This is a genomic window from Umezawaea sp., assembly GCF_057122925.1.
Genome location: NZ_DBNGPQ010000050.1, coordinates 1 through 22,301, shown reverse-complemented (window position 1 = coordinate 22,301; position 22,301 = coordinate 1). Strand labels below are relative to the sequence as shown.

Here is a 22,301-nt window from a genome sequence, read left to right as displayed (position 1 = left end):
CTCCGCACTTCGGGGCTGATCAGGAGTTGCTGCTGTCGAGGGCCATCGAGACGAGGCTGTCGACGTCCATGTCGTCGACCGAGTCCCCGTCGTCGGCGGCGACCGTTTCGGCTTCGCCGTTCACCAGCCGCAACAGGGCGTCGAGCAGGCCCGCGTCGCGCAGCCGGTCCAGCGAGAGTCCGGCGAGCGCTCGGCGCACCTCGGTTTCCGCCGCGTCACCCAGCAGTTCGGTGCGCAGCAGGTCCACGAGGACGAGCGGGGTCGGGTAGTCGAAGACGAGCGTGGCGGGCAGCGTCAACCCCGTCGCGCCGTTGAGGTTGTTGCGCAGCTCCACCGCGGTGAGCGAGGAGAAGCCGAGTTCGCGGAACGCCCGGTCGGCCTCGATGCCGCCCGCGTTCGCGTGGCCGAGCACCGCGGCGACCTGCTCGCGCACCAGGTCCAGCAGCACGCGGTCACGATCGGTCTCGGGCAGCGCCAGGAGGGTGGTCCGCAGCGCGCTGTCGCCGTCGGAGGTCTCGACCGCGAGCGCCTTGCGCACCTCCGGCAGGTCCGCGATGAGCGGACTCGGCCGGGCGGCGGTGAACAGGGTCGCGAAGCGGTCCCAGTCGACGTCGGCGACGGTGACCGTGGTGTCGCCGGACTCGACGGCCTGCCGCAGCGCGGCCACCGCCCGTTCCGGCCGGAGGGCTGGGAGTCCGCTGCGGCGCAGCACCTCGTCCTGCCCGCCACCCGCCCACGGGCCCCACGCCACCGACAGCCCCGCGAGGCCGCGGGCCCGGCGCTGCTGGGCCAGCGCGTCCAGGAAGGCGCTGCCCGCCGCGTAGGCGGCCTGGTTGGCGCTGCCCCAGACACCGGCCGTGGAGGAGAACACCACGAACGCGTCCAGCGGGGTGTCGCCGAGCAGGTCGTCCAGGTGCGCCGCGCCCATGATCTTGGCGGACAGGACCGAGGAGAACTCCGCGAGGTCGTTGTCCCGCACCGGGGTCGACTGGCCGACCTCGACCGCGTGCACCACGGCGTTCGGCGCGTGCTGGTCGACCACCACGGCGGCCTGGTCGCGTTCGGTCACGTCGCAGCGCACGACCGTGGTCCTGACCCCGAGGTCGGCCAGTTCGGCCAGCAGCTCCGGTGCCTCCTCGGCGTCCGGGGCGGCGGTGAGCACCAGGTGCTCCGCGCCCGCACCGGCCAGCCAGCGGGCGACCTGCCCGCCGAGCGCTCCGGTGCCGCCGGTCACCAGGACGGTGCCGCGCGGCGTCCACGGACCGGTGGACGGCCCGGCGGGCGCGTGCGCCAGCCTGCGGGCCAGCACGCCGCCCTCGCGGATCGCGACCTGGTCCTCGGTGCCCGCGAGGACGCGGGCGAGGTGGTCGAGCACGGTCCCGTCCAGGGCTTCCGGCAGGTCGATCAGGCCGCCCCAGCGGTCGGGGTGCTCCAGCGCGGCGACCACGCCGAGGCCCCAGACCTGGGCCTGCGCGGGGCTGAGCACCGGGTCGCCGGAACCGGTCGACACCGCGCCGCGGGTCGCCGCCCACAGCGGAGCGCCGATCTCGGCGTCGCCGAGGGCCTGCACCAGCACCAGGGTGTCGGTGGCGCTGTCGGACAGCGACAGCACGCCGTCGACCGCGTCGACACCCGCGAGCGCGGCGGTCAGCGCGGCCCGGTCGTCGGACGAGCCGACGGTGACCACGTCGAGACCGCGCTGCCCGAGGCCGGTGACCAGCTCGGACTCCTCCGCACCCGCCGGGGTGACGACCAGCCAGCGGCCGGTGGCCGCGGGGCCGCCGTCGGCGACCGGCGTCCACTCGACGCGGTAGCGCAGGGCGTCCGTGCCGGGGTTCTCGTCGGAGGCGAGCCAGAAGCGCTCACGCTGGAACGGGTAGGTGGGCAGGTCGACCCGGCGGGCGCCGGAACCGGCGAAGAACGGCGTCCAGTCGACCGCCACGCCGCGCACGTGCAGTGCGGCGAGCGCGCCCAGCAGTGCGGGCACCTCGGACCGGTCGGCCCGCTGCGTCGGGACCAGGGTGGCGGTGGTGGCGCTCTCGGCGCCCATCGCGGTCAGCACCGCGTCCGGGCCCAGCTCCAGGAACGTCGACGCACCGGCGGTTTCCAGCGTGCGCACGGCGTGGGCGAAGCGGACGGTGTCGCGGACGTGGTGGACCCAGTAGTCGACCGAGGTCAGCTCCTCGGCGGTGGCGAGTTCCCCGGTCAGCGTGGAGACGATCGGGATGCGCGGGGCGGAGAACGTCAGTTCCTTCGCCACCACGCGGAACTCCTCCAGCATGGCGTCCATGCGCGGCGAGTGGAACGCGTGCGACACGGCCAGGCGCTTGGACTTCCGGTCGCCGAAGCGGGCGACCACGTCCCGCACGGCGTCCTCGTCACCGGCCACCACGACCGACGACGGCCCGTTGACGGCGGCGAGCGAGACCCGGTCGGTCAGGTGCTCCAGCACCTCACCCTCGGTGGCCTGCAGGGCGACCATCGCGCCGCCGGTCGGCAGGGCCTGCATCAGCCGACCGCGAGCGCCGACGAGCGTGGCCGCGTCGTCCAGCGACAGCACCCCGGACACGTGGGCGGCGGCGAGTTCGCCGATGGAGTGGCCCGCGAGGTAGTCGGGCTTGACGCCCCACGACTCGGTGAGCCGGAACAGCGCCACCTCGACCGCGAACAGCGCGGGCTGCGTGTAGCCGGTCTGGTTCAGCAGGTCGGCGTCGTCGCCGAACACGACGTCGCGCAGCGGCAGGTCGAACCGGGCGCACACCGCGTCGAACGCGTCCGCGAACACCGGGAACGCCTCGTACAGCTCACGCCCCATCCCGAGCCGCTGCGAGCCCTGACCGGTGAACAGGAACGCCAGTCGGCCGGTCGCGGTCGACCCGCGCACCACCTCGGGCGCCCCGGTGCCGCCTGCCACGGCCGTGAGACCGCGTTCCAGCTCGTCGGGACCACCCGCGATGACCACCGCGCGGTGCTCCAGCCCGGCCCGGCCGGTGGCCAGCGTGAAGCCGATGTCGGCCAGGTCGGCGTCCACGGTCATCAGGCGAGCGGCCTGCTCGCGCAGGGCCTGCGGGGTCTTGGCCGACAGGATGATCGGCACAACGGGAACGGGGGCCCGCTCCACCTCCGGTTCGGCTGGAGCCTGCTCCACAATGGCGTGGGCGTTGGTGCCGCTCATGCCGAACGACGACACGCCGACCCGGCGAACGCGGCCCGTTTCGGGCCACTCGACGGTCTCGGTCGCCAGTTCGACCGCACCGGCGGACCAGTCGACCTGCGCGGACGGCTCGTCGACGTGCAGGGTCTTGGGCACGATCCCGTGCCGCATCGCCAGCACGGACTTGATGATCGCGGCGACACCGGCGGCGGCCTGCGTGTGGCCGATGTTGGACTTCACGGAGCCCAGCAGCAGCGGCGTTCCCCGGTCCTGGCCGTAGGTCGCGAGCAGCGCCTGCGCCTCGATCGGGTCGCCCAGGGCGGTACCCGTGCCGTGGGCTTCGACGACGTCCACGTCGGACGGTGCCAGGCCCGCGCGGTCCAGCGCACGGCGGATGACCCGCTGCTGCGAAGGACCGTTCGGGGCGGTCAGGCCGTTCGACGCGCCGTCCTGGTTCACGGCCGTGCCGCGCACCACCGCGAGGACCTGGTGGCCGTTGCGCCGCGCGTCGGACAGCCTCTCCACGAGCAGCATCCCGATGCCCTCGCCCCACGCCGTGCCGTCGGCGCCGGACGCGAACGCCTTGCAGCGCCCGTCCACGGCCAGGCCGCGGTTGCGGGAGAAGTCGATGAACGCCCCCGGCGACGACATGATCGTCACGCCACCGGCCAGGGCCAGGTCGCACTCGCCGTTGCGCAGCGCCTGCACGGCGAGGTGCAGGGCCACGAGGGAGGAGGAGCACGCGGTGTCGACCGTGACGGCCGGGCCCTCCAGGCCGAAGGTGTAGGAGATGCGGCCGGAGAACACGCTGGCCGCGTTGCCGGTGCCGAAGAAGCCCTCCAGCTCGCTGGGCAGCGAGGTGAGCGCGGCGCCGTAGTCCTGGCCGTTGGTGCCAGCGAACACGCCGACCTGCTGGCCGCGCACGGACGCCGGGTCGATCCCGGCCCGCTCGAACGCCTCCCACGACGTCTCCAGCAGCAGGCGCTGCTGCGGGTCCATCGCCAGGGCCTCGCGGGGGCTGATCCCGAAGAACGCCGGGTCGAACTCCCCCGCGTCGTGCAGGAACGCGCCTTCGCGGGCGTAGGACTTGCCCGCGGCGTCGGGGTCCGGGTCGTACAGGTCGAGGTCCCAGCCGCGGTCGGCGGGGAAGCCGGTCATCGCGTCGCGGCCCTCGACGAGCAGGCTCCACAGGTCTTCCGGCGACGAGACACCACCGGCGAAGCGGCACGACATGGCCACGATCGCGATCGGGTCGTCGGTCACGGCCGCGGTGACGGGGGTCAGCGCTGTCGTGTTCGATGTGGCGGAGCGGGACCCGACCAGCTCGGTGCGCAGGTGCGCGGCGAGCGCGGCCGGGTTCGGGTAGTCGAACACCAGCGTCGCGGGCAGGCTGAGCCCGGTCGCGGTGACGAGGCTGTTGCGCAGCTCGACGGCGGTCAGCGAGTCGAAGCCCAGCTCCTTGAACGCGCGGTCCGGGCGGACGGCGTCGGCGGAGGCGTGGCCGAGGGCCGAGGCGACCTGCGCGCGCACCAGCTCCACCAGCGCGTGCGCCTGCTCGGCCTCCGGCAGGGCCGCGATCCGGCGGGCCAGCGAGGAGTCCTCGGTGGTCTGGACGGGCTTCTCGGCGACCTCGGGGAGTTCGGCGAGCAGCGGGCTCGGCCGGGCGGCGGTGAAGACCGGCGCGAACCGGGTCCAGTCGACGTCGGCGACCGTGACGGTGGTGTCGTCGGCGCGGATCGCCCGGCGCAGCGCGGTGATCGCGGGGGCGGTCGCCATGCCGACCACACCGCGGCGGCGGAGCTGCTCGGCGGCGTCGCTGCCCTCGACGGCCATGCCCGCGTCGGCCCACGGGCCCCAGGACACCGCGAGAGCGGTCAGCCCACGGGCCCGGCGGGACTCGGCGAGCGCGTCCAGGTGGGCGTTGGCGGAGGCGTAGGCGGCCTGGCCGCCGCTGCCCCAGATGCCCGCGATGGAGGAGAACAGCACGAACGCGTCGACCTCCCCGACCAGCTCGTCCAGGTGCTGGGCACCGGAGACCTTGCCCGCCAGCACCCGCGCGAACGTGTCGAGCCGATGTCCCTCCACCGCTTCGGTGTGGTCCGTGCCCGCGGCGTGGAAGACGGCGGTGGGCGGGTGTTCGGCGACGAGCGCGGCGACGGCGTCGCGGTCGGCCGCGTCGCACGCGGCGATCGTGACGCGAGCGCCCAGGGCTTCGAGGTCGGCGGTCAGCTCGGCGGCACCCGGTGCCCCGGCGCCGCGGCGGGAGGTGAGCACGACGTGCTCCGCGCCCGCACCGGCCAGCCAGCGGGCGACGTGCCCGCCGAGCGCGCCGGTGCCGCCGGTGACCAGGACGGTGCCGCGCGGCGTCCACGCCGTTCCCGCGCCCGCGGGGGCGTGGACGATCCTGCGGCCGAAGACGCCGGACGAGCGGACGGCGACCTGGTCCTCGGACCCGGCCAGCACGGCGGCGAACCGGTCCGCGGCGCGCTTGTCGAGGTCGGCGGGCAGGTCGACCAGGCCACCCCAGCGCTCGGGGTGCTCCAGGGCGACGACCCGGCCGAGGCCCCACAGCTGCGCGGCCTCGGGGGTGCTGGGGCGGTCGGCGCGGCCGGTCATCACGGCTCCGCGCGTCACCAGCCACAGCGGCGCGTCGACGTCGGCGAGCGCCTGGACGGTCAGCAGCGCCTCGGTGACGTCGGCGGGGAACGCGAGCACGCCGTCGAACCGGCCGAGGTCGGCGGCGGACGCCGGGTCGGTGACGGTGACGACCTCGACCCCGCGGTCGGTCAGCGCGGACGCGGCGTCGTCGGTCCCGACGGCCAGCCAGCGGCCACGGGCCGAGGCGGTGCCGACGTCGGTGGGCCGCCACTCGACCCGGTAGCGCCAACCGTCCACGGTGGACTCGCTGCGGGCGTCCCTGCGCCAGCGCGACAGCACCGGCAGCACGGCGTCGAACGCCTGCGAGTCCTCATCGGACAGTGCCGCGCCCAGCGACGCCAGGTCCTCGTGCTCGACGGCGTCCCAGAACTTGGCCTCGATCGAGTCGGGGGCGTACCCGGCCTCCTTGGCGGGCTCGAACCACAGGTGCTCGCGCTGGAAGGCGTAGGTGGGCAGGTCGACGCGCTGCGCGCCGCTGCCCTCGTAGAACGCGGACCAGTCGACGCGGACACCGCGGGCGTGCAGGAGCCCGACCGCGCGCAGCAGGCCCTTGGCCTCCGGCCGGTCGCGGCGCTGCCCGGCGACCAGCACGGCGTCGGTGACGCTGTCCTGGCCCATCGCGGTGAGCACACCGTCCGGGCCCAACTCCAGGAACGTGCTGACGCCCCTGCCCTCCAGCGTGCGGACGGCGTCGGCGAACCGGACGGCGTTGCGCACGTGGCGGACCCAGTAGTCGGGCGACGCCAGGTCCTCCGGGTCTGCGAGCTGCCCGGTCAGCGTGGACACGATCGGGATGCGCGGCGCGTGGAACGTGAGCCGGTCGGCGACCGCGCGGAAGTCGGTGAGCATGGCGTCCATGCGCGGCGAGTGGAACGCGTGCGAGACGCTGAGCTTCTTGGTGCGTCGGTCCGCGAACGCGGCCACGACGGCCTCCACGGCGTCGTCGTCACCGGCCACGACCACCGACGTGGGGCCGTTGACGGCCGCGATCGAGACGCGGCCGACCAGCCGGGCGCGGACCTCGGACTCGGTGGCCTGGATGGCGACCATGGACCCGCCGGTCGGCAGGGCCTGCATCAACCGGCCGCGAGCGCCGACGAGCGCGCAGGCGTCGGCCAGGGACAGCACGCCGGACACGTGGGCGGCGGCGAGTTCGCCGATGGAGTGGCCCGCCAGGTAGTCGGGCTTGACGCCCCACGACTCGACCAGCCGGTACAGCGCGACCTCGACGGCGAACAGCGCGGGCTGCGTGAGACCGGTCTGGTCGAGGGCGTCGGCGTCGGTGCCGAAGACGACCTCGCGGACCGGCACGTCGAACTCCGCGCACACCTCGTCGAAGGCCTTGGCGTAGGCGGGGAACGTCTCGTGCAGCTCGCGGCCCATGCCGAGCCGCTGCGAACCCTGGCCGGTGAACAGGACGGCGAGGGCCCCGTCCACCACGGCACCGGTCGGCGCCTGGCCGAGCACGAGCGCGTCCAGGCCGTCGATCAGCTCGTTCCAGTCCCGCGCCACGACCACCGCGCGGTGGTCGAACGTCGCACGGGTCGCCACGGACGAGTAGCCGACGTCGACCAGCTCGGTGTTCTCGTCGTGCAGGTAGGCGGCCAGGTTCGCGGCCTGCTCGCGCAGCGCCTCGGACGTCTTGCCCGACACCAGCACCGGCACCAGCGGAACCGACGTCCGCTCGACCTTCTCGGGCCGGGCTGCGGGCGCCTCCTCCAGGATCAGGTGGGTGTTGGTGCCCGCGATGCCGAACGCGGACACGGCGGCCCGGCGGGGACGGCCGGTCTCGGGCCACGGGGTGTTCTCGGCCAGCAGCTCGACGGCGCCCGCGGCCCAGTCGATGTGCGGCGACGGCTCCTCGACGTGCAGGGTCTTCGGCGCGACGCCGTGGCGCAGGGCCTCGACCATCTTGATGATGCCCGCGAGACCGGCGGCGGCCTGCGTGTGGCCGAGGTTCGACTTCAGCGAGCCCAGCAGCACCGGGCGGTCGCGGTCCTGGCCGTAGGTGGACAGGATCGCCTGCGCCTCGATCGGGTCACCGAGCCGCGTGCCGGTGCCGTGCGCCTCGACCACGTCGACCTCGTCCGGCGTGAGGCCGGAGTTGGCGAGGGCCTGGCGGATGACGCGCTGCTGCGACGGGCCGTTGGGGGCGGTGAGCGTGCTGGACGCGCCGTCCTGGTTGATGGCGGAACCCCGCACGACGGCGAGGACCTCGTGGCCGTTGCGGCGGGCGTCGGACAGGCGCTCCACCAGGAGCATCCCGACGCCCTCGGACCAGCCGGTGCCGTCGGCGCCGGAGGAGAACGCCTTGCAGCGGCCGTCGGGCGAGAGACCGCTCTGCGTGGCGAACTCGGCGAAGACGGACGGCGTGGCGAGGACCATGACGCCGCCGACGAGCGCGCTGTCGCACTCGCCGTTGCGCAGGGCCTGCGCGGCGAGGTGCAGCGCGACGATCGAGGACGAGCAGGCGGTGTCGACGGTGAACGTGGGGCCTTCCAGGCCGAACGTGTAGGCGATGCGACCGGACATGACGCTGGGGGTGATGCCGGTGAGCACGAGGCCCGCCAGCTCCTCCGGGATGTCCATGCCGTCGCCGTAGTCGGTGGCGCTGCCGCCGATGTAGACGCCGATCTGCTTGCCCCGCACGGACGTCGGGTCCATGCCGGCGCGCTCGAACGTCTCCCACGTGGTCTCCAGGAGCATCCGCTGCTGCGGGTCCATCGCCAGCGCTTCGCGCGGGTTGATGCTGAAGAAGTCGCGGTCGAAAGAGGTCGCGGTCTCGACGAAACCTCCACCGGACACGTCGAACCCGAGCTTGGTGGCCCAGCCGCGGTCGGTGGGGAACGGCGTGATCGCGTCGCGGCCCGAGGTCACCAGGTCCCACAGGTCCTCCGGCGACCGGACACCGCCGGGCAGGCGGCACGCCATCGACACGATCGCGATCGGCTCGTCGGAGCCGACCGTGGACGCGACGGCCTTCTTGGCGCCGGAGTCGCCGGTGTCGACCAGTTCCTCGCGGAGGTGACCGGCGAGCGCCTGGGGCGTCGGGTAGTCGAAGACGACCGTGGCGGGCAGCCGCAGACCGGTGGCGGAGCTGAGGGTGTTGCGCAGCTCCACGGCGGACAGCGAGTCGAGGCCCATGTCGACCAGGCCGCGACCGGCCTGGACCTGGTGGGCGGAGGAGAAGCCGAGCACGATGGCGACCTGGCCGCGGACCATGTCCAGCAGCAGGTCGTCCTGCTCGGCGGGGCTCAGCGCGGCGAGCTTCTGGCTCCACTGCGAGGATTCCGCGCCGCTACCGGCGGCGGCCCTGCGCACCGGCTGGCGGACCAGGCCGCGCAGCAGCGGGTGCAGCTCGGTCTTGCTCGTGCGCAGCGCGGCGAGGTCGAGCTTGATCGGCACGGCCACGGCCGCGTCCAGCGCGAGCGCGGCGTCGAACAGCGACAGGCCCTCGGGCACCGACAGGGCCGGGATGCCCGCGCGGGCCATGCGGGCGAGGTCGACCTTCGACAGGCCCGCGCCCATGCCCGCGCTCTGGTCCCACAGGCCCCAGTCCATCGCGACGGCGGGCAGGCCCAGCGACCGGCGGTGGGTGGCGAGGCCGTTGAGGTAGGTGTTGGCGGCGGCGTAGTTGGCCTGGCCGGGCGAGCCCAGCAGACCGGCCGAGGAGGAGAACAGGGCGAACACGGCCAGGTCTCGGTCCAGCGTCAGCTCGTGCAGGTGCCGGGCGGCGTCGACCTTCGGCGCGAACACGGCGTCGAACCGTTCGGGCGTCAGGGATTCCAGGACCCCGTCGTCCAGCACACCGGCCGTGTGCACGACGCCGGAGAGGTTCGGGATGCCCGCCAGCAGCGCCTCCACGGCGGCGCGGTCGGACACGTCGCAGGCCACGACGTCGACCCGCGCGTCCAGTTCCGCGACCAGTTCGGCGGCACCGGGCGCGTCCGGGCCTCGGCGGGAGGTCAGCACGAGGTGCTGAACTCCTTGGCCGACGAGGTGCCGGGCCAGTTCCGCGCCGAGACCACCGGTGCCGCCGGTGATGAGGACGGTGCCGTCGAGCTTCGCCGGGATGGTGAGGACGACCTTGCCGATGTGCTTGGCCTGGCCGAGGTAGCGGAACGCCTCGGGTGCGCGGTGCAGGTCCCAGGTGGTGACCGGCAGCGGGCTCATGTCGCCCGCGGAGAACCAGTCGTAGAGCTGGTAGAGCATCTCGCGGATGCGCTCGGGCCCGGCCTCGATCAGGTCGAACGCCCGGTAGGTGACGCCGGGGTACTGGGCGGCGACCTCGTCGGCGTCGCGGATGTCGGTCTTGCCCATCTCGACGAACCGGCCGCCGTCACCGAGACCGGCCAGGCGCAGGGAGGCGTCCACGAACTCGCCCGCGAGGGCGTCCAGGACGACGTCGACGCCGCGTCCGCCGGTGGCGGTGGTGAACTGCCGCTCGAAGTCCGTGGTGCGGGAGGAGGCGATGTGGTCCTCGGGCAGGTCGGCCGCGCGCAGCACGTGCCACTTGCCGGTGGACGCGGTGCCGTAGACCTCGCCGCCGAGCCGGCGGGCCACCTGCGTGGCGGCCATGCCGACACCACCGGCGGCTGCGTGGACGAGGACCGACTCGCCGGGCTTGAGGCCGCCCAGGTCGTTGAGGCCGTACAGGGCGGTCAGGAACACCAGCGGCACGGCGGCGGCTTCGGCGAACGACCAGCCGTCGGGCATCGGGCACACCATGCGGTGGTCGGCCAGCGCGACGGGGCCGAACGAGGCGTCCATCATGCCCATGACCCGGTCGCCGACGGCGAGGCGGTCCACGGCGGACCCGACGGCCAGCACGACGCCGGCCGCCTCCAGGCCCATCAGGCCCGCGTCACCGGGGTACATGCCGAGGGTGTTCATGACGTCGCGGAAGTTCACGCCCGCCGCGCGGACGCCGATCCGGACCTGCTCGGGCTCCAGGTCGCGCTCGGCCTCGGGCCACGGGACGGTGATGAGGTTGTCGACGGTGCCCTGCGCGGAGAAGTCCAGCCGCCACGGGCCCTCGGCGTCGAAGCGGGGGACGGTGCCGGAGAACGCCCGCACCAGCCGGGGCGCGTAGGCCTTGCCGCCGCGGACCGCCAGTTCGCTCTCGCCGCTGGCGACCTCGGTGCCCAGCAGGCCCTCCGGGGCGTCGACCAGCACGATCCGGTCGAGGTGCTCGGACTGCGCGGCCCGGATCAGGCCGGACACGGCGGCGTGCGCCAGGTTCGTGGTGTTCTCGCCGGGCAGCGCCGTGACGGCACCGCTGGTCACCACGACCAGCACCGCGTCGGACTCCTCGGCCAGGAACGCCTGCACGTCGGCGAGCACGGAGGCGGTGACCTCGCGGACGTCGCCGTCCGGGACCACCAGCGTGACCGCGTTGGTGTCGGGCGCCTTGTCCTCCAGGGACAGCGGCGTCCAGTCGATGCGGAACAGCGAGTCGGCGTGACCGGTGGCGGACTTCAGCGGTTGGCCGCCGATGGGCCGCAGCACCAGGGAGTCGATCCGCGCGACCGGCGAGCCGCCGCCGTCGGCGACGTGCACCGAGACCGCGTCGCCGTGGCCGGACGGGGAGATCTTGGCGCGCAGCACCGTCGCGCCCGCGGCGTGCAGGCTCACGCCGTTCCACGAGAACGGCAGCGAGCCGCCCTCGCCCTTCCCCGAGTTCAGCGCGAGGGCGTGCAGCACGGCGTCGAGCAGCGCGGGGTGCACACCGAACTTGGCGGCCTGGCGGTGTTCCGAGTCGGGCAGCGCCACCTCGGCGTACACGTCGTCGCCGTCGCGCCACGCGGCCTTGAGGCCCTGGAACACCGGGCCGTAGGACAGGCCGGCACCGGCCAGGTCGTCGTAGACCGGGCCCACCTCGACCGGCTCGGCGCCGGGCGGCGGCCACGCGGTCAGGTCGAACCCGGCGGAGACGGTCTCGTCGGCGAGGACACCGGTGGCGTGGGTGGTCCACGCCGTCTCCTCGTCGCCCTCCGGGCGGGAGTACAGGGTGACCGGGCGGCGGCCGGAGGCGTCGGGCTCGGACACCGACACGCACACCATGACGCCGCCGCGCTCGGGCAGCACCAGCGGCGCCTGGAGCAGCAGCTCGTCGAGGTGGCCGCAGCCGAGCTGGTCACCGGCGCGGATGGCGAGGTCGACCAGGGCGGTGCCGGGCACGACGACGTTGCCCGCGACCACGTGGTCGGCGAGCCAGGCGTTGCCGGACCGGGAGAGGCGGGCGGTGAACAGGGCTTCGCCGTTGGGCGAGAGCAGGACCGCGCCGAGCAGCGGGTGGTCGGTGGCGCCGAGGCCCGCGGACCGCACGTCCTGCTTGGACTTCGTGCCGTCGAGCCAGTAGCGCTCGCGCTGGAACGCGTAGGTGGGCAGCTCGACGCGCACCGCGCCGGAGCCTGCGAAGTAGGAGGACCAGTCGACCCGCACGCCACGGCTGTGCACCGCGCCCAGCGCGGACACGACGCTCCGCACCTCGGAGCGGTCCTTGCGCAGCGCGGGCACCAGGGCGGCGGTCGTGCTCTCGGCGGCCATCGCCGTCAGCACGCCGTCCGGGCCCAGCTCCAGGAACGTCGCCACACCGGCGGTTTCCAGGGTCTTCACCGCGTCGGCGAAGCGGACGGCCTCGCGGACGTGCTTGACCCAGTGGTCCGGCGAGGTGATCTCCTCGGCCGTGACGAGCCCGCCGGTCAGCGTGGAGACGATCGAGATCATCGGGGCGCGGAACGACAGACCCGCCGCGACCGTCCGGAACTCGGCCAGCATCCCGTCCATGCGCGGCGAGTGGAACGCGTGCGACACGGTGAGCCGCTTGGACTTGCGGTCCGCGAAGCGCGCCACGACCTGCTCGACCGCGTCCTCGTCGCCCGCGACGACGACCGAGCGGGGCCCGTTGACCGCGGCGATGGACACGCGGTCGGTCAGGTGGGGGCGAACCTCGTCCTCGGTGGCCTGCACCGCGACCATCGCACCGCCGGTCGGCAGGGCCTGCATCAGCTTGCCGCGCGCGGTGACCAGCGCGGCGGCGTCGGCCAGGGACAGCACCCCGGCGACGTGGGCGGCGGCGAGTTCGCCGATCGAGTGGCCCGCCAGGAAGTCGGGGCGCACGCCCCAGGACTCGACCAGGCGGTAGAGCGCGACCTCGATCGCGAACAGGGCGGGCTGGGTGAACTCGGTCCGGTTGAGCAGGTCCGCGTCGGCCATCGCCTCGGCGAGGCGGGGGTCCAGGTGCGCGCACACGGCGTCGTAGGCCTCGGCGTACACCGGGAACGCGGCGTACAGCTCCTGGCCCATCGCGATCCGCTGGCTGCCCTGGCCGGTGAACAGCACGGCGGTGCGGCCGATCACGGCCTCGTCGCGGACCAGGCCGGGTGCGGTGGAGCCGTCGGCCAGTGCGACGAGACCGGCGAGCAGGTCGTCGCGGCCGTCGGCGACGAGCACGGACCGGTGCTCCAGGTTGGCCCGCGTGGTGGCGGCGGAGAACGCGAGGTCGGCGAGGTCGATCCCCCGCTCCACCAGCGGGACCAGGTTCGCGGCCTGCTCGCGCAGCGCCTCGGGGGTCTTGCCCGACAGCACCACGGGCACGATCGGCAGTTCGTGGCGCTCGGCCACCTCCACATCGAGGAGTGGAGCCTGCTCCAGGATCGCGTGGGCGTTGGTGCCGCTGTAACCGAAGGACGAGACGCCGACGCGGCGGGCGTGACCGGTCTCGGGCCACGGGCGGGTCTCGGTGACCAGCTCGGCCGCGCCGGAGCTCCAGTCGATCTGCGGCGACGGCTCGTCGACGTGCAGCGTCTTCGGGATGACGCCGTGCTGGAGCGACAGGACGGTCTTGATGACCGCGGCGACACCGGCGGCGGCCTGGGTGTGGCCGATGTTGGACTTGACCGAGCCGAGCAGCAGCGGGCGTTCGCGCTCCGGGCCGTAGGCCGCGATGAGCGCCTGCGCCTCGATGGGGTCGCCCAGCTTGGTGCCGGTGCCGTGGGCCTCGATCACGTCGACGTCGAGCGGCGTCAGACCGGCGTTCGACAGCGCCTTGCGGATCACGCGCTGCTGCGACGGACCGTTGGGGGCGGTGAGTCCGTTCGACGCGCCGTCCTGGTTGACCGCCGAGCCGCGCACGACCGCGAGGACCTGGTGGCCGTTGCGGCGGGCGTCGGAGAGGCGTTCCACCAGGACGAGGCCGACGCCGTCGCCCCACACCGTGCCGTCGGCACCGGCGGCGAACGACTTGCAGCGGGAGTCGGCGGACAGGCCGCGGGCGCGGCTGAAGTCGATGAACGCGCCGGGCGTGCACATGATCGTCGCGCCGCCCGCGAGCGCCAGGTCGCACTCGCCGCCGCGCAGCGCCTGGACGGCGAGGTGCAGCGTCACCAGCGACCCGGAGCAAGCGGTGTCGACGGTGACGGCGGGGCCTTCGAGGCCGAACGTGTAGGAGAGGCGGCCGGACACCATGCTGGCCGCGGTGCCGGTGCCGATGTGGCCTTCGAGACCGGCGAAGTCACCCTCGGTGACGACGGAGAAGTAGTCCTGGCCGTTGGTGGAGGTGAACACACCGGTGCGGCTGCCCTTGAGGGACTGGGGGTCGATGCCCGCGCGTTCGAACGTGCGCCACGCGGTCTCCAGCAGCAACCGCTGCTGCGGGTCCATCGTGATCGCCTCGCGCGGGGAGATGCCGAAGAAGCCGGGGTCGAAGTCGGCGGCGCCGTCGACGAAGCCACCCTCCGTGATGTAGGAGGTGCCCTCGTTCTCGGGGTCCGGGTGGTACAGGTTCTCCAGGTCCCAGCCGCGATCGGTGGGGAAAGGCACGATCGCGTCGCGGCCGTCGACGATGAAGTCCCAGAGCTGTTCGGGCGAGGAGATTCCACCCGCGAAACGGCAGTCCATCGCGACGATCGCGATGGGTTCCTGTCCTTTCTCCTCCACCTCCTGCAAACGGTGGCGCGTGTTGTGCAGGTCCGCGGTCACCCGCTTGAGGTAATCACGAAGCTTCTGCTCGTTGGACATTCAACGCCACCTCTTCACAGAAACCAGCACGTCTCCGGCACTTCCGACAGACCACTGATTCGAAAACTAACGAGGGGCCGTCAGGGATGACACCCCTGACGGCCCCCTAGGCGCCCCCTACCCATTTACCCCCTGGAGCTGGGAAAACAGGTGCCCTTATTCGGTTGTCGAGGCAATTCGGGTCACACTCCGAACTCCTTGTCGATGAAGTCGAAGATGGCGTCGTCATCAGCGGTGTTGAGCTGTTCGGCGACGCTCGGGGCCTCCACGGCGGACGAGTACTTGGCGAGCAGCGCCTGGAGCCTGGCGACCACCCCTACCTTGTCCTGCTCACCCAGGTCCGTGCGGGCCGCGGCGCTCTCCAGGAGCCCCAGCTCGTCCAGCACGGGCGTCGCCTCCTGCTCGTCGAGCGCGAGCTTGCCGCGCAGGAACTGGGCCAGTGCGGCGGACGTCGGGTAGTCGAAGACGAGCGTCGCGGGCAGCGCCAGACCGGTCGCCGCGCCGAGCGTGTTGCGCAGCTCGACGGCGGACAGCGAGTCGAAGCCCAGTTCGCTGAAGCCGCGGGTGGGCTGGACCGCGTCGATCCCGGCGTGCCCGAGGACGGCGGCGACCCGCGTCCGGACCACGTCCAGCAGCATCCGGTCGCGTTCCTTCGGGTTCACCGCGCTCAGACGGCTGACCAGGCCGGACGTCTCGGGCTCGGCGGGCGTCCCGGTGGCCGCGTCGCGGACCTCGGGCAGCTCGCTGAGCAGCGGGCTGGGTCGGGCCGCGGTGAACACCGCCGCGAACAGCGCCCAGTCCACGTCGGCCAGCGTGATGGTCGTGTCCCGCTGCGCGAGCGACGTGCGCAGCGCGGCCACGGCCTGCTCGGCGGGCATCACCGTGACGCCCCGGCGGCGGAGCTGCTCCGCCGCGTCGCCGTCGGCCATGCCGCCGTCCGCCCACGGGCCCCACGCGACCGACAGACCGGCCAGGCCGCGGGCTCGCCGCGATTCGGCCAGGCCGTCGAGGGCCGCGTTCGCCGCGGAGTAGGCGGACTGGCCGCCGCTGCCCCACGTGCCCGCGATGGAGGAGAACAGCACGAACGCGTCCACGTCCCCGACCAGCTCGTCCAGGTTCCGGGCCCCGGCCACCTTCGCCGCCAGCACGGCGTCGAACTCGGCCAGGTCGTGGTCCTCCAGCGGCTGGAACAGCTCCACGCCCGCCGTGTGCACCACGGACGTCGGCGGGTGCTCGGCCACCAGTGCCGCGACGGCGTCCCGGTCGGCGACGTCGCACGCGGCCACGGTGACCCGTGCGCCGAGGGCCTCCAGTTCGGCGGTCAGCTCCGCGGCTCCCGGTGCGGCGGCACCGCGGCGGGAGGTGAGCACCAGGTGCTCCGCGCCCGCACCGGCCAGCCAGCGGGCCACGTGCCCGCCGAGCGCGCCCGTGCCGCCGGTGACCAGGACCGTGCCGCTCGGTGTCCACTCCGCGGCGCCGTCCTCGGCGGGTGCGTGCGCGAGGCGTCGGCCGAACACGCCGTTCTCGCGGATCGCGACCTGGTCCTCGGTGCCCGCCAGGGTGGCGGTGAGGGCGTCCAGCGCGTGGTCGTCCAGGGTGGACGGCAGGTCGACCAGGCCACCCCAGCGGTTCGGGTGCTCCAGGGCGACGACCCGGCCGAGTCCCCAGACCCCGGACCGCACCGGGTCCACGTCCTCGCCGCCGGTCGACACCCCGCCGCGGGTCAGGCACCACAGGGGCGCGTCGACCACGGCGTCGCCGAGGGCCTGCACCAGGACCGCGGTCGACAGCGGGTCGGCCGCGAGCGACAGCACGCCGTCGACCGGGCCGGCGGTGATCAGCTCTTCGGCGAGCCGGTCGCGGTCGGTCGACGCGTCGACCGGCACGACCTCGACACCGCGGGCGGTCAGGCCCGCCAGGAGGGCGGCGTCGTGGCCGTTCTCCGGTGCCACGACCAGCCAGCGGCCCGCCGTCGACGATCCCGTGGTGATCCGCTCCCAGCGGACCCGGTAGCGCCAGCCGTCGGCGGCGGAGCGTTCCCGGCGGGTGCGGCGCCACGACGACAGCGCGGGCAGCACCTCGCTGAGCGGCCGGTCGCCGTCCAGCGCCAGGGTCGAGCTGATCGACTCCAGGTCGCCGTTCTCCACGGCCTCCCAGAACCGGGCGTCCACCTCGTCCACGGTGATCGCGGCCGGGTCGCCCGCGAGCCAGAACCGCTCGTGCTGGAACGCGTACGTCGGCAGGTCGATCCGCCGAGCGCCGCTGCCCGCGAAGTACGCGGCCCAGTCGACCGGCACGCCCCGCTCGTGGATCCTGCCCAGCGCGGCGAGCAGCGTGCGGGCCTCGGGCCGGTTCTTCCGCAGGGCGGGCACCAGTTCGGCGTCGGTCACGCTGTCCGCGCCCATCGCGGTGAGCACGGCGTCCGGGCCCAGTTCCAGGAACGTGGACACGCCCTCGGCCTCCAGGGTCCGCACCGCGTCGGAGAACCGCACGGCCTCGCGGACGTGCCGCACCCAGTACTCGGGCGAGCACAGCTCCTCGGTGGTGGCGATCGCGCCCGTGAGGGTGGAGACGATCGGGATGCGCGGGGCGTTGAACGCCATGCCCTTCGCGACGACCAGGAACTCGTCGAGCACGTCGTCCATCAGCGGCGAGTGGAACGCGTGCGACACGGCCAGGCGCTTGGACTTCCGGTCGCCGAAGTGGGCGAGCACGTCGGCCACGGCGCTCTCTGCGCCGGAGACGACCACCGAGTTCGGTCCGTTGACCGCCGCGATGGACACGTGGTCGGTGAGGTGCGGTCGCACCTCCTCCTCCGCGGCCTGGACGGCGACCATCGCGCCGCCCTCGGGCAGGGCCTGCATGAGCGAGCCGCGCGCCGCGACCAGCACGGCCGCGTCCTCCAGGGTCAGCACCCCGGAGACGTGGGCGGCGGCCAGTTCGCCGATGGAGTGGCCCGCCAGGAAGTCCGGGCGGACACCCCACGACTCGACGAGGCGGTAGAGCGCGACCTCGACGGCGAACAGCGCGGGCTGCGCGAACTCCGTGCGGTCCAGGGACTCGTCCAAGCGGACGTCCAGCACGGCGGCGACCTCGTCGAACGCCTTGGCGAACGCCGGGAACGCCTCGTGCAGCTCACGTCCCATGTCGATCCGCTGCGAACCCTGGCCGGTGAACAGGAACGCGAGCCGCCCGCCGACCGCGGCACCGGTCGGCTCGAACGCCTCCAGCTGCCTGGTCAGGTCGTCGTGGTCCTCGGCCACGAGCACCGCGCGGTGCTCCAACCGGGCCCGCGAGGTGGCCAGCGAGAACCCGAGGTCCAGCAGGTCGGCCGACGGCACCCGTCGTGCCTGCGCCCTCAGCGCTTCCGGGGTCCTGCCGGACAGCACGATCGGGACCAGCGCCGGGGACTTCCGGTCGGCCGCGGGAACATCGGCTTCGGGCGCCTGCTCGATGATCGTGTGCGCGTTGGTGCCGCTGATGCCGAACGACGACACCGCCGCGCGCCGCGGACGTCCCGCGCTCGGCCACTCGCGCTGCTCGGTCAGCAGCTCGACCGAGCCGGAAGCCCAGTCGACGTGCGAGGTCGGCGCGCTGACGTGCAGCGTCTTGGGTGCGACCCCGTGGCGCAGGGCCTGCACCATCTTGATCACACCGCCGACGCCCGCCGCGGCCTGGGCGTGACCGATGTTGGACTTGAGCGAGCCCAGCAGCAGCGGGGTCTCGCGGTCCTGGCCGTAGGTGGCCAGCAGCGCCTGCACCTCGATCGGGTCGCCGAGCGGCGTGCCCGTGCCGTGCCCCTCCACCACGTCGATGTCCGACGTGGACAGACCGGCGTTCGCGAGGGCCTGGCGGATGACCCGCTGCTGCGACGGGCCGTTCGGCGCGGTGAGCGTGCTGGACGCGCCGTCCTGGTTGATCGCGCTGCCCCTGACGACGGCGAGGACCTGGTGGCCGTTGCGCCGCGCGTCGGAGAGCCGCTCGACCAGGAGCACGCCGACGCCCTCGGACCAGCCGGTGCCGTCCGCGCCCTCGGAGTAGGCCTTGGAACGGCCGTCGGCGGACAGCCCGCGCTGGCGGGAGAAGTCGACGAACGTGTCGGGCGTGGCCATGACGGTCACACCACCGGCGAGCGCGAGGTCGCACTCACCGGTCCGCAGGGCCTGCACGGCCCAGTGCAGCGCGACGAGCGACGACGAGCAGGCCGTGTCGACCGTGACGGCCGGGCCTTCGAGGCCGAACGTGTAGGAGACGCGGCCGGACACGACGCTGCCGGAGGTGCCGGTGCCGAGGTAGCCCTCGACCTCGTCCGGGACGGTCCCGAGGTTCGTGGCGTAGTCGTGGTACATCAGGCCCGCGAACACGCCGGTGCGGCTCCCCCGCACCGTCGTGGGGTCGATGCCCGCGCGTTCGAACGCCTCCCACGACGTCTCCAGCAGCAGTCGCTGCTGCGGGTCCATCGCCAGGGCCTCCCGCGGCGAGATCCCGAAGAACGCCGGGTCGAAGTCGCCCGCCTCGTGCAGGAACCCGCCCTCGCGGGTGTAGGTCTTGCCGATGGCGTCGGGGTTCGGGTCGTACAGGCCGTCGAGGTCCCAGCCGCGACCGGTCGGGAACCCGGACACCGCGTCGCGGCCGTCGAGCACGAGCTGCCACAGGTCCTCCGGCGACCGGACGCCGCCGGGGAAGCGGCAGGCCATCGCGACGATCGCGATCGGGTCGTCGTTCGCGACCTTCGCCGCCACGACCTGCTCGACGACCTCGTCCTCGTCCACCAGCTCGGTGCGCAGGTGCGCGGCCAGGGCCAGGGAGGTCGGGTAGTCGAACACCACGGTCGCGGGCAGCCGCAGTCCGGTCGCGGCGCCGAGCGCGTTGCGCAGCTCCACGGCGGACAGCGAGTCCAGGCCCATCTCGACGAGGCCGCGGCCCGGTTCGACCTGGCCGGCGTCCCGGTAGCCCAGGACGGTCGCGACCCGGCCGCGCACCAGGTCCAGCAGCAGCCGGTCCTGCTCCTCGGTCGGGACTCCCAGGAGCTTCTGGGACCACCGCGCCGATTCGGCGGACGCCTTGGCGGCGGTGCGGCGCTTCGGCGCGCGGACCAGGCCGCGCAGCAGGGCGGGCACCTCGGTGCTCGTGCGGAGCACGGCGGTGTCGAGCTTCATCGGCAGCGCCAGCGCCGTGTCCGCCCGCAGGGCGGCGTCGAACAGCGCGAGCCCGTCGGCGACGGGCAGCACCGGCATCCCCGCGCGGGCCATCCGCGCGAGGTCGGCGGGCGAGAGGCCCGCGCCCATGCCCGTGGTCTGCTCCCACACGCCCCAGGCCAGCGAGATCGCCGCCTGGCCGGTGGCGCGGCGGTGGGCGGCGAGGCCGTCCAGGTAGGTGTTGGCCGCCGCGTAGTTCGCCTGGCCCGGCGCGCCGAGCACACCCGACGAGGACGAGAACAGCGCGAACAGCTCCAGCTCACCGGTCAGCTCGTGCAGGTGCCGGGCCGCGTCGGCCTTGGGGGCCAGCACGGTCGCGAAGCGCCGCGGCGTCAGGGATTCCAGGACGCCGTCGTCCAGCACACCGGCGGTGTGCACGACACCGGTCAAGTTCTCGACGCCCGCGAGGAGCTTCTCCACGGCAGCGCGGTCCGAGACGTCGCAGGCGACCACGTCGACCCGTGCGTCCAGTTCCGCGACCAGCTCGGCCGCGCCCGGTGCCGCGAGGCCGCGGCGGGACGTGAGCACCAGGTGCCGCACGCCGTGCTCCGCGACCAGGTGCCGGGCCAGTTCCGCGCCCAGTCCGCCCGTGCCGCCGGTGACCAGCACCGTGCCGGTGAGGGTCTTGCGGGCTCCCAGCGCCAGCGGCACCAGGCGCGGCGCGTACACCGCGCCACCGCGGACCGCCATCTCCGGTTCGCCGAAGCCGACCAGCGGTGCGGAGTCGTCGCTGTCCACCAGCACGATCCGGTCCGGGTGCTCCGACTGCGCCGAGCGCACCAGCCCGGACACGGCGGCCTGCGCCGGGGACACGTCCTCGCCCGCGACCGACACCGCGCCGGACGTCACGACGACGAGCCGGTCCCGTTCGCCCGCCAGGAACTCCTGGAGGTCGGCCAGCACACCCGCGACCACGTCGTGCAGGTCGCCGTCCGGCACGACCAGGACCTGGGCGTCCGGGTCCGGGGCGACGTCGTCGGTCGGCAGGGCCGTCCACTCGACGCCGTAGAGCGGGTCGGTGGCCTTGCGGTCGATGCCGCCGAACTCCCGCAGCACCACCGAGTCCACCCGCACGACGGGTGCTCCCGTCCCGTCGGCGGCCAGCACGGTGACGGAGCCGCCGCGGGTGGTGACCCTGGCCCGCAGCACCGAGGCGCCCGCGGCGAACAGGCTCACGCCCGCCCAGGAGAACGGCAGCGCGCCCGGTCCGGTCTGGCCGATGCCGATGGCGTGCAGCACGGAGTCCAGCAGTGCCGGGTGCACGCCGAACTCGGCGGCCTGGCGGTGCTCCGACTCGGCCTCCACGTAGAGGTCGTCGCCGTCGCGCCACGCGGCCTTGAGGCCCTGGAACACCGGGCCGTAGACGAGTCCGCTCGCGGCCAGGTCGTCGTACAGCGTGGTCACGTCGAGCGCGGTGGCGCCGGCCGGCGGCCAGGTGGTCAGGTCGAAGTCCGGTGCGGTGGTCTGGTCGGTCAGGAAGCCGGTGGCGTGGGTCGTCCACAGCACCTCGTCGCCGTCGGGCCGCGACAGCACGGTCACCGCGCGGCGGCCGTCGTCCGGTTCGCCGACCGCGACGTGCAGGCTGACGCCTCCGCGCTCCGGCAGGACGAGGGGTTCGCGCAGCAGCAGTTCTTCCAGGTGCCCGCAGCCGACCTCGTCACCCGCCCGGACCACCAGTTCGACCAGCGCGGTGCCGGGCACGACGACCGCGCCCGCGACCACGTGGTCACCGAGCCAGCCGTGCGACGCCACCGACAGCCGCGCCGTCGCCAGCACACCGCCGTCGGGCATCGGCAGGACCGCGCCGAGCAGCGGGTGGTCCGCCGAGTCCAGGCCTGCCGACGTGACGTCGCCGACCGAACCGGAGCCCTCCAGCCAGAACCGCTCGCGCTGGAACGGGTACGTCGGCAGAGCGACCCGCCGCGCGCCGGTCCCGGCGAAGTAGGCGGCCCAGTCCACGTCGACACCGCGGGCGTGCGCCTTGCCGACGGCGGCGACCAGCGTCTTGGCCTCGTCGCGGTCCCTGCGCAGGCCGGCGATCAGCACCGCGTCGCGGACGGACTCCTGGCCCATCGCGGTGAGCACGCCGTCGGGACCCAGCTCCAGGAACGTCGTGACGCCCTTGGCCTCCAGCGTCGTGACCGCGTCGGCGAACCGCACCGCCTCCCGGACGTGCCGCACCCAGTACTCCGGGTCCGTCACCTCGCCCAGCATCGGGATCTTCGGCTCGTGGAACGTCAGCGTCGAGACCACCGCGCGGAAGTCGTCCA

General features: G+C 73.9%; 1 protein-coding gene and 1 pseudogene. Both read right to left on the bottom strand.

Annotated features, from left to right (window positions below; translation table 11 throughout):
- Positions 1-19: 19 nt before the first annotated feature.
- Positions 20-14,833, bottom strand: coding sequence for a type I polyketide synthase (locus AC156L_RS11030; protein WP_330876152.1), 14,814 nt, complete (start codon positions 14,831-14,833; stop codon positions 20-22).
- A 182-nt stretch (positions 14,834-15,015) separates the two neighbouring features.
- Positions 15,016-22,284: pseudogene (locus tag AC156L_RS11025) on the bottom strand (type I polyketide synthase); the annotation flags it as partial.
- Between the last annotated feature and the right edge of the window lie 17 nt (positions 22,285-22,301).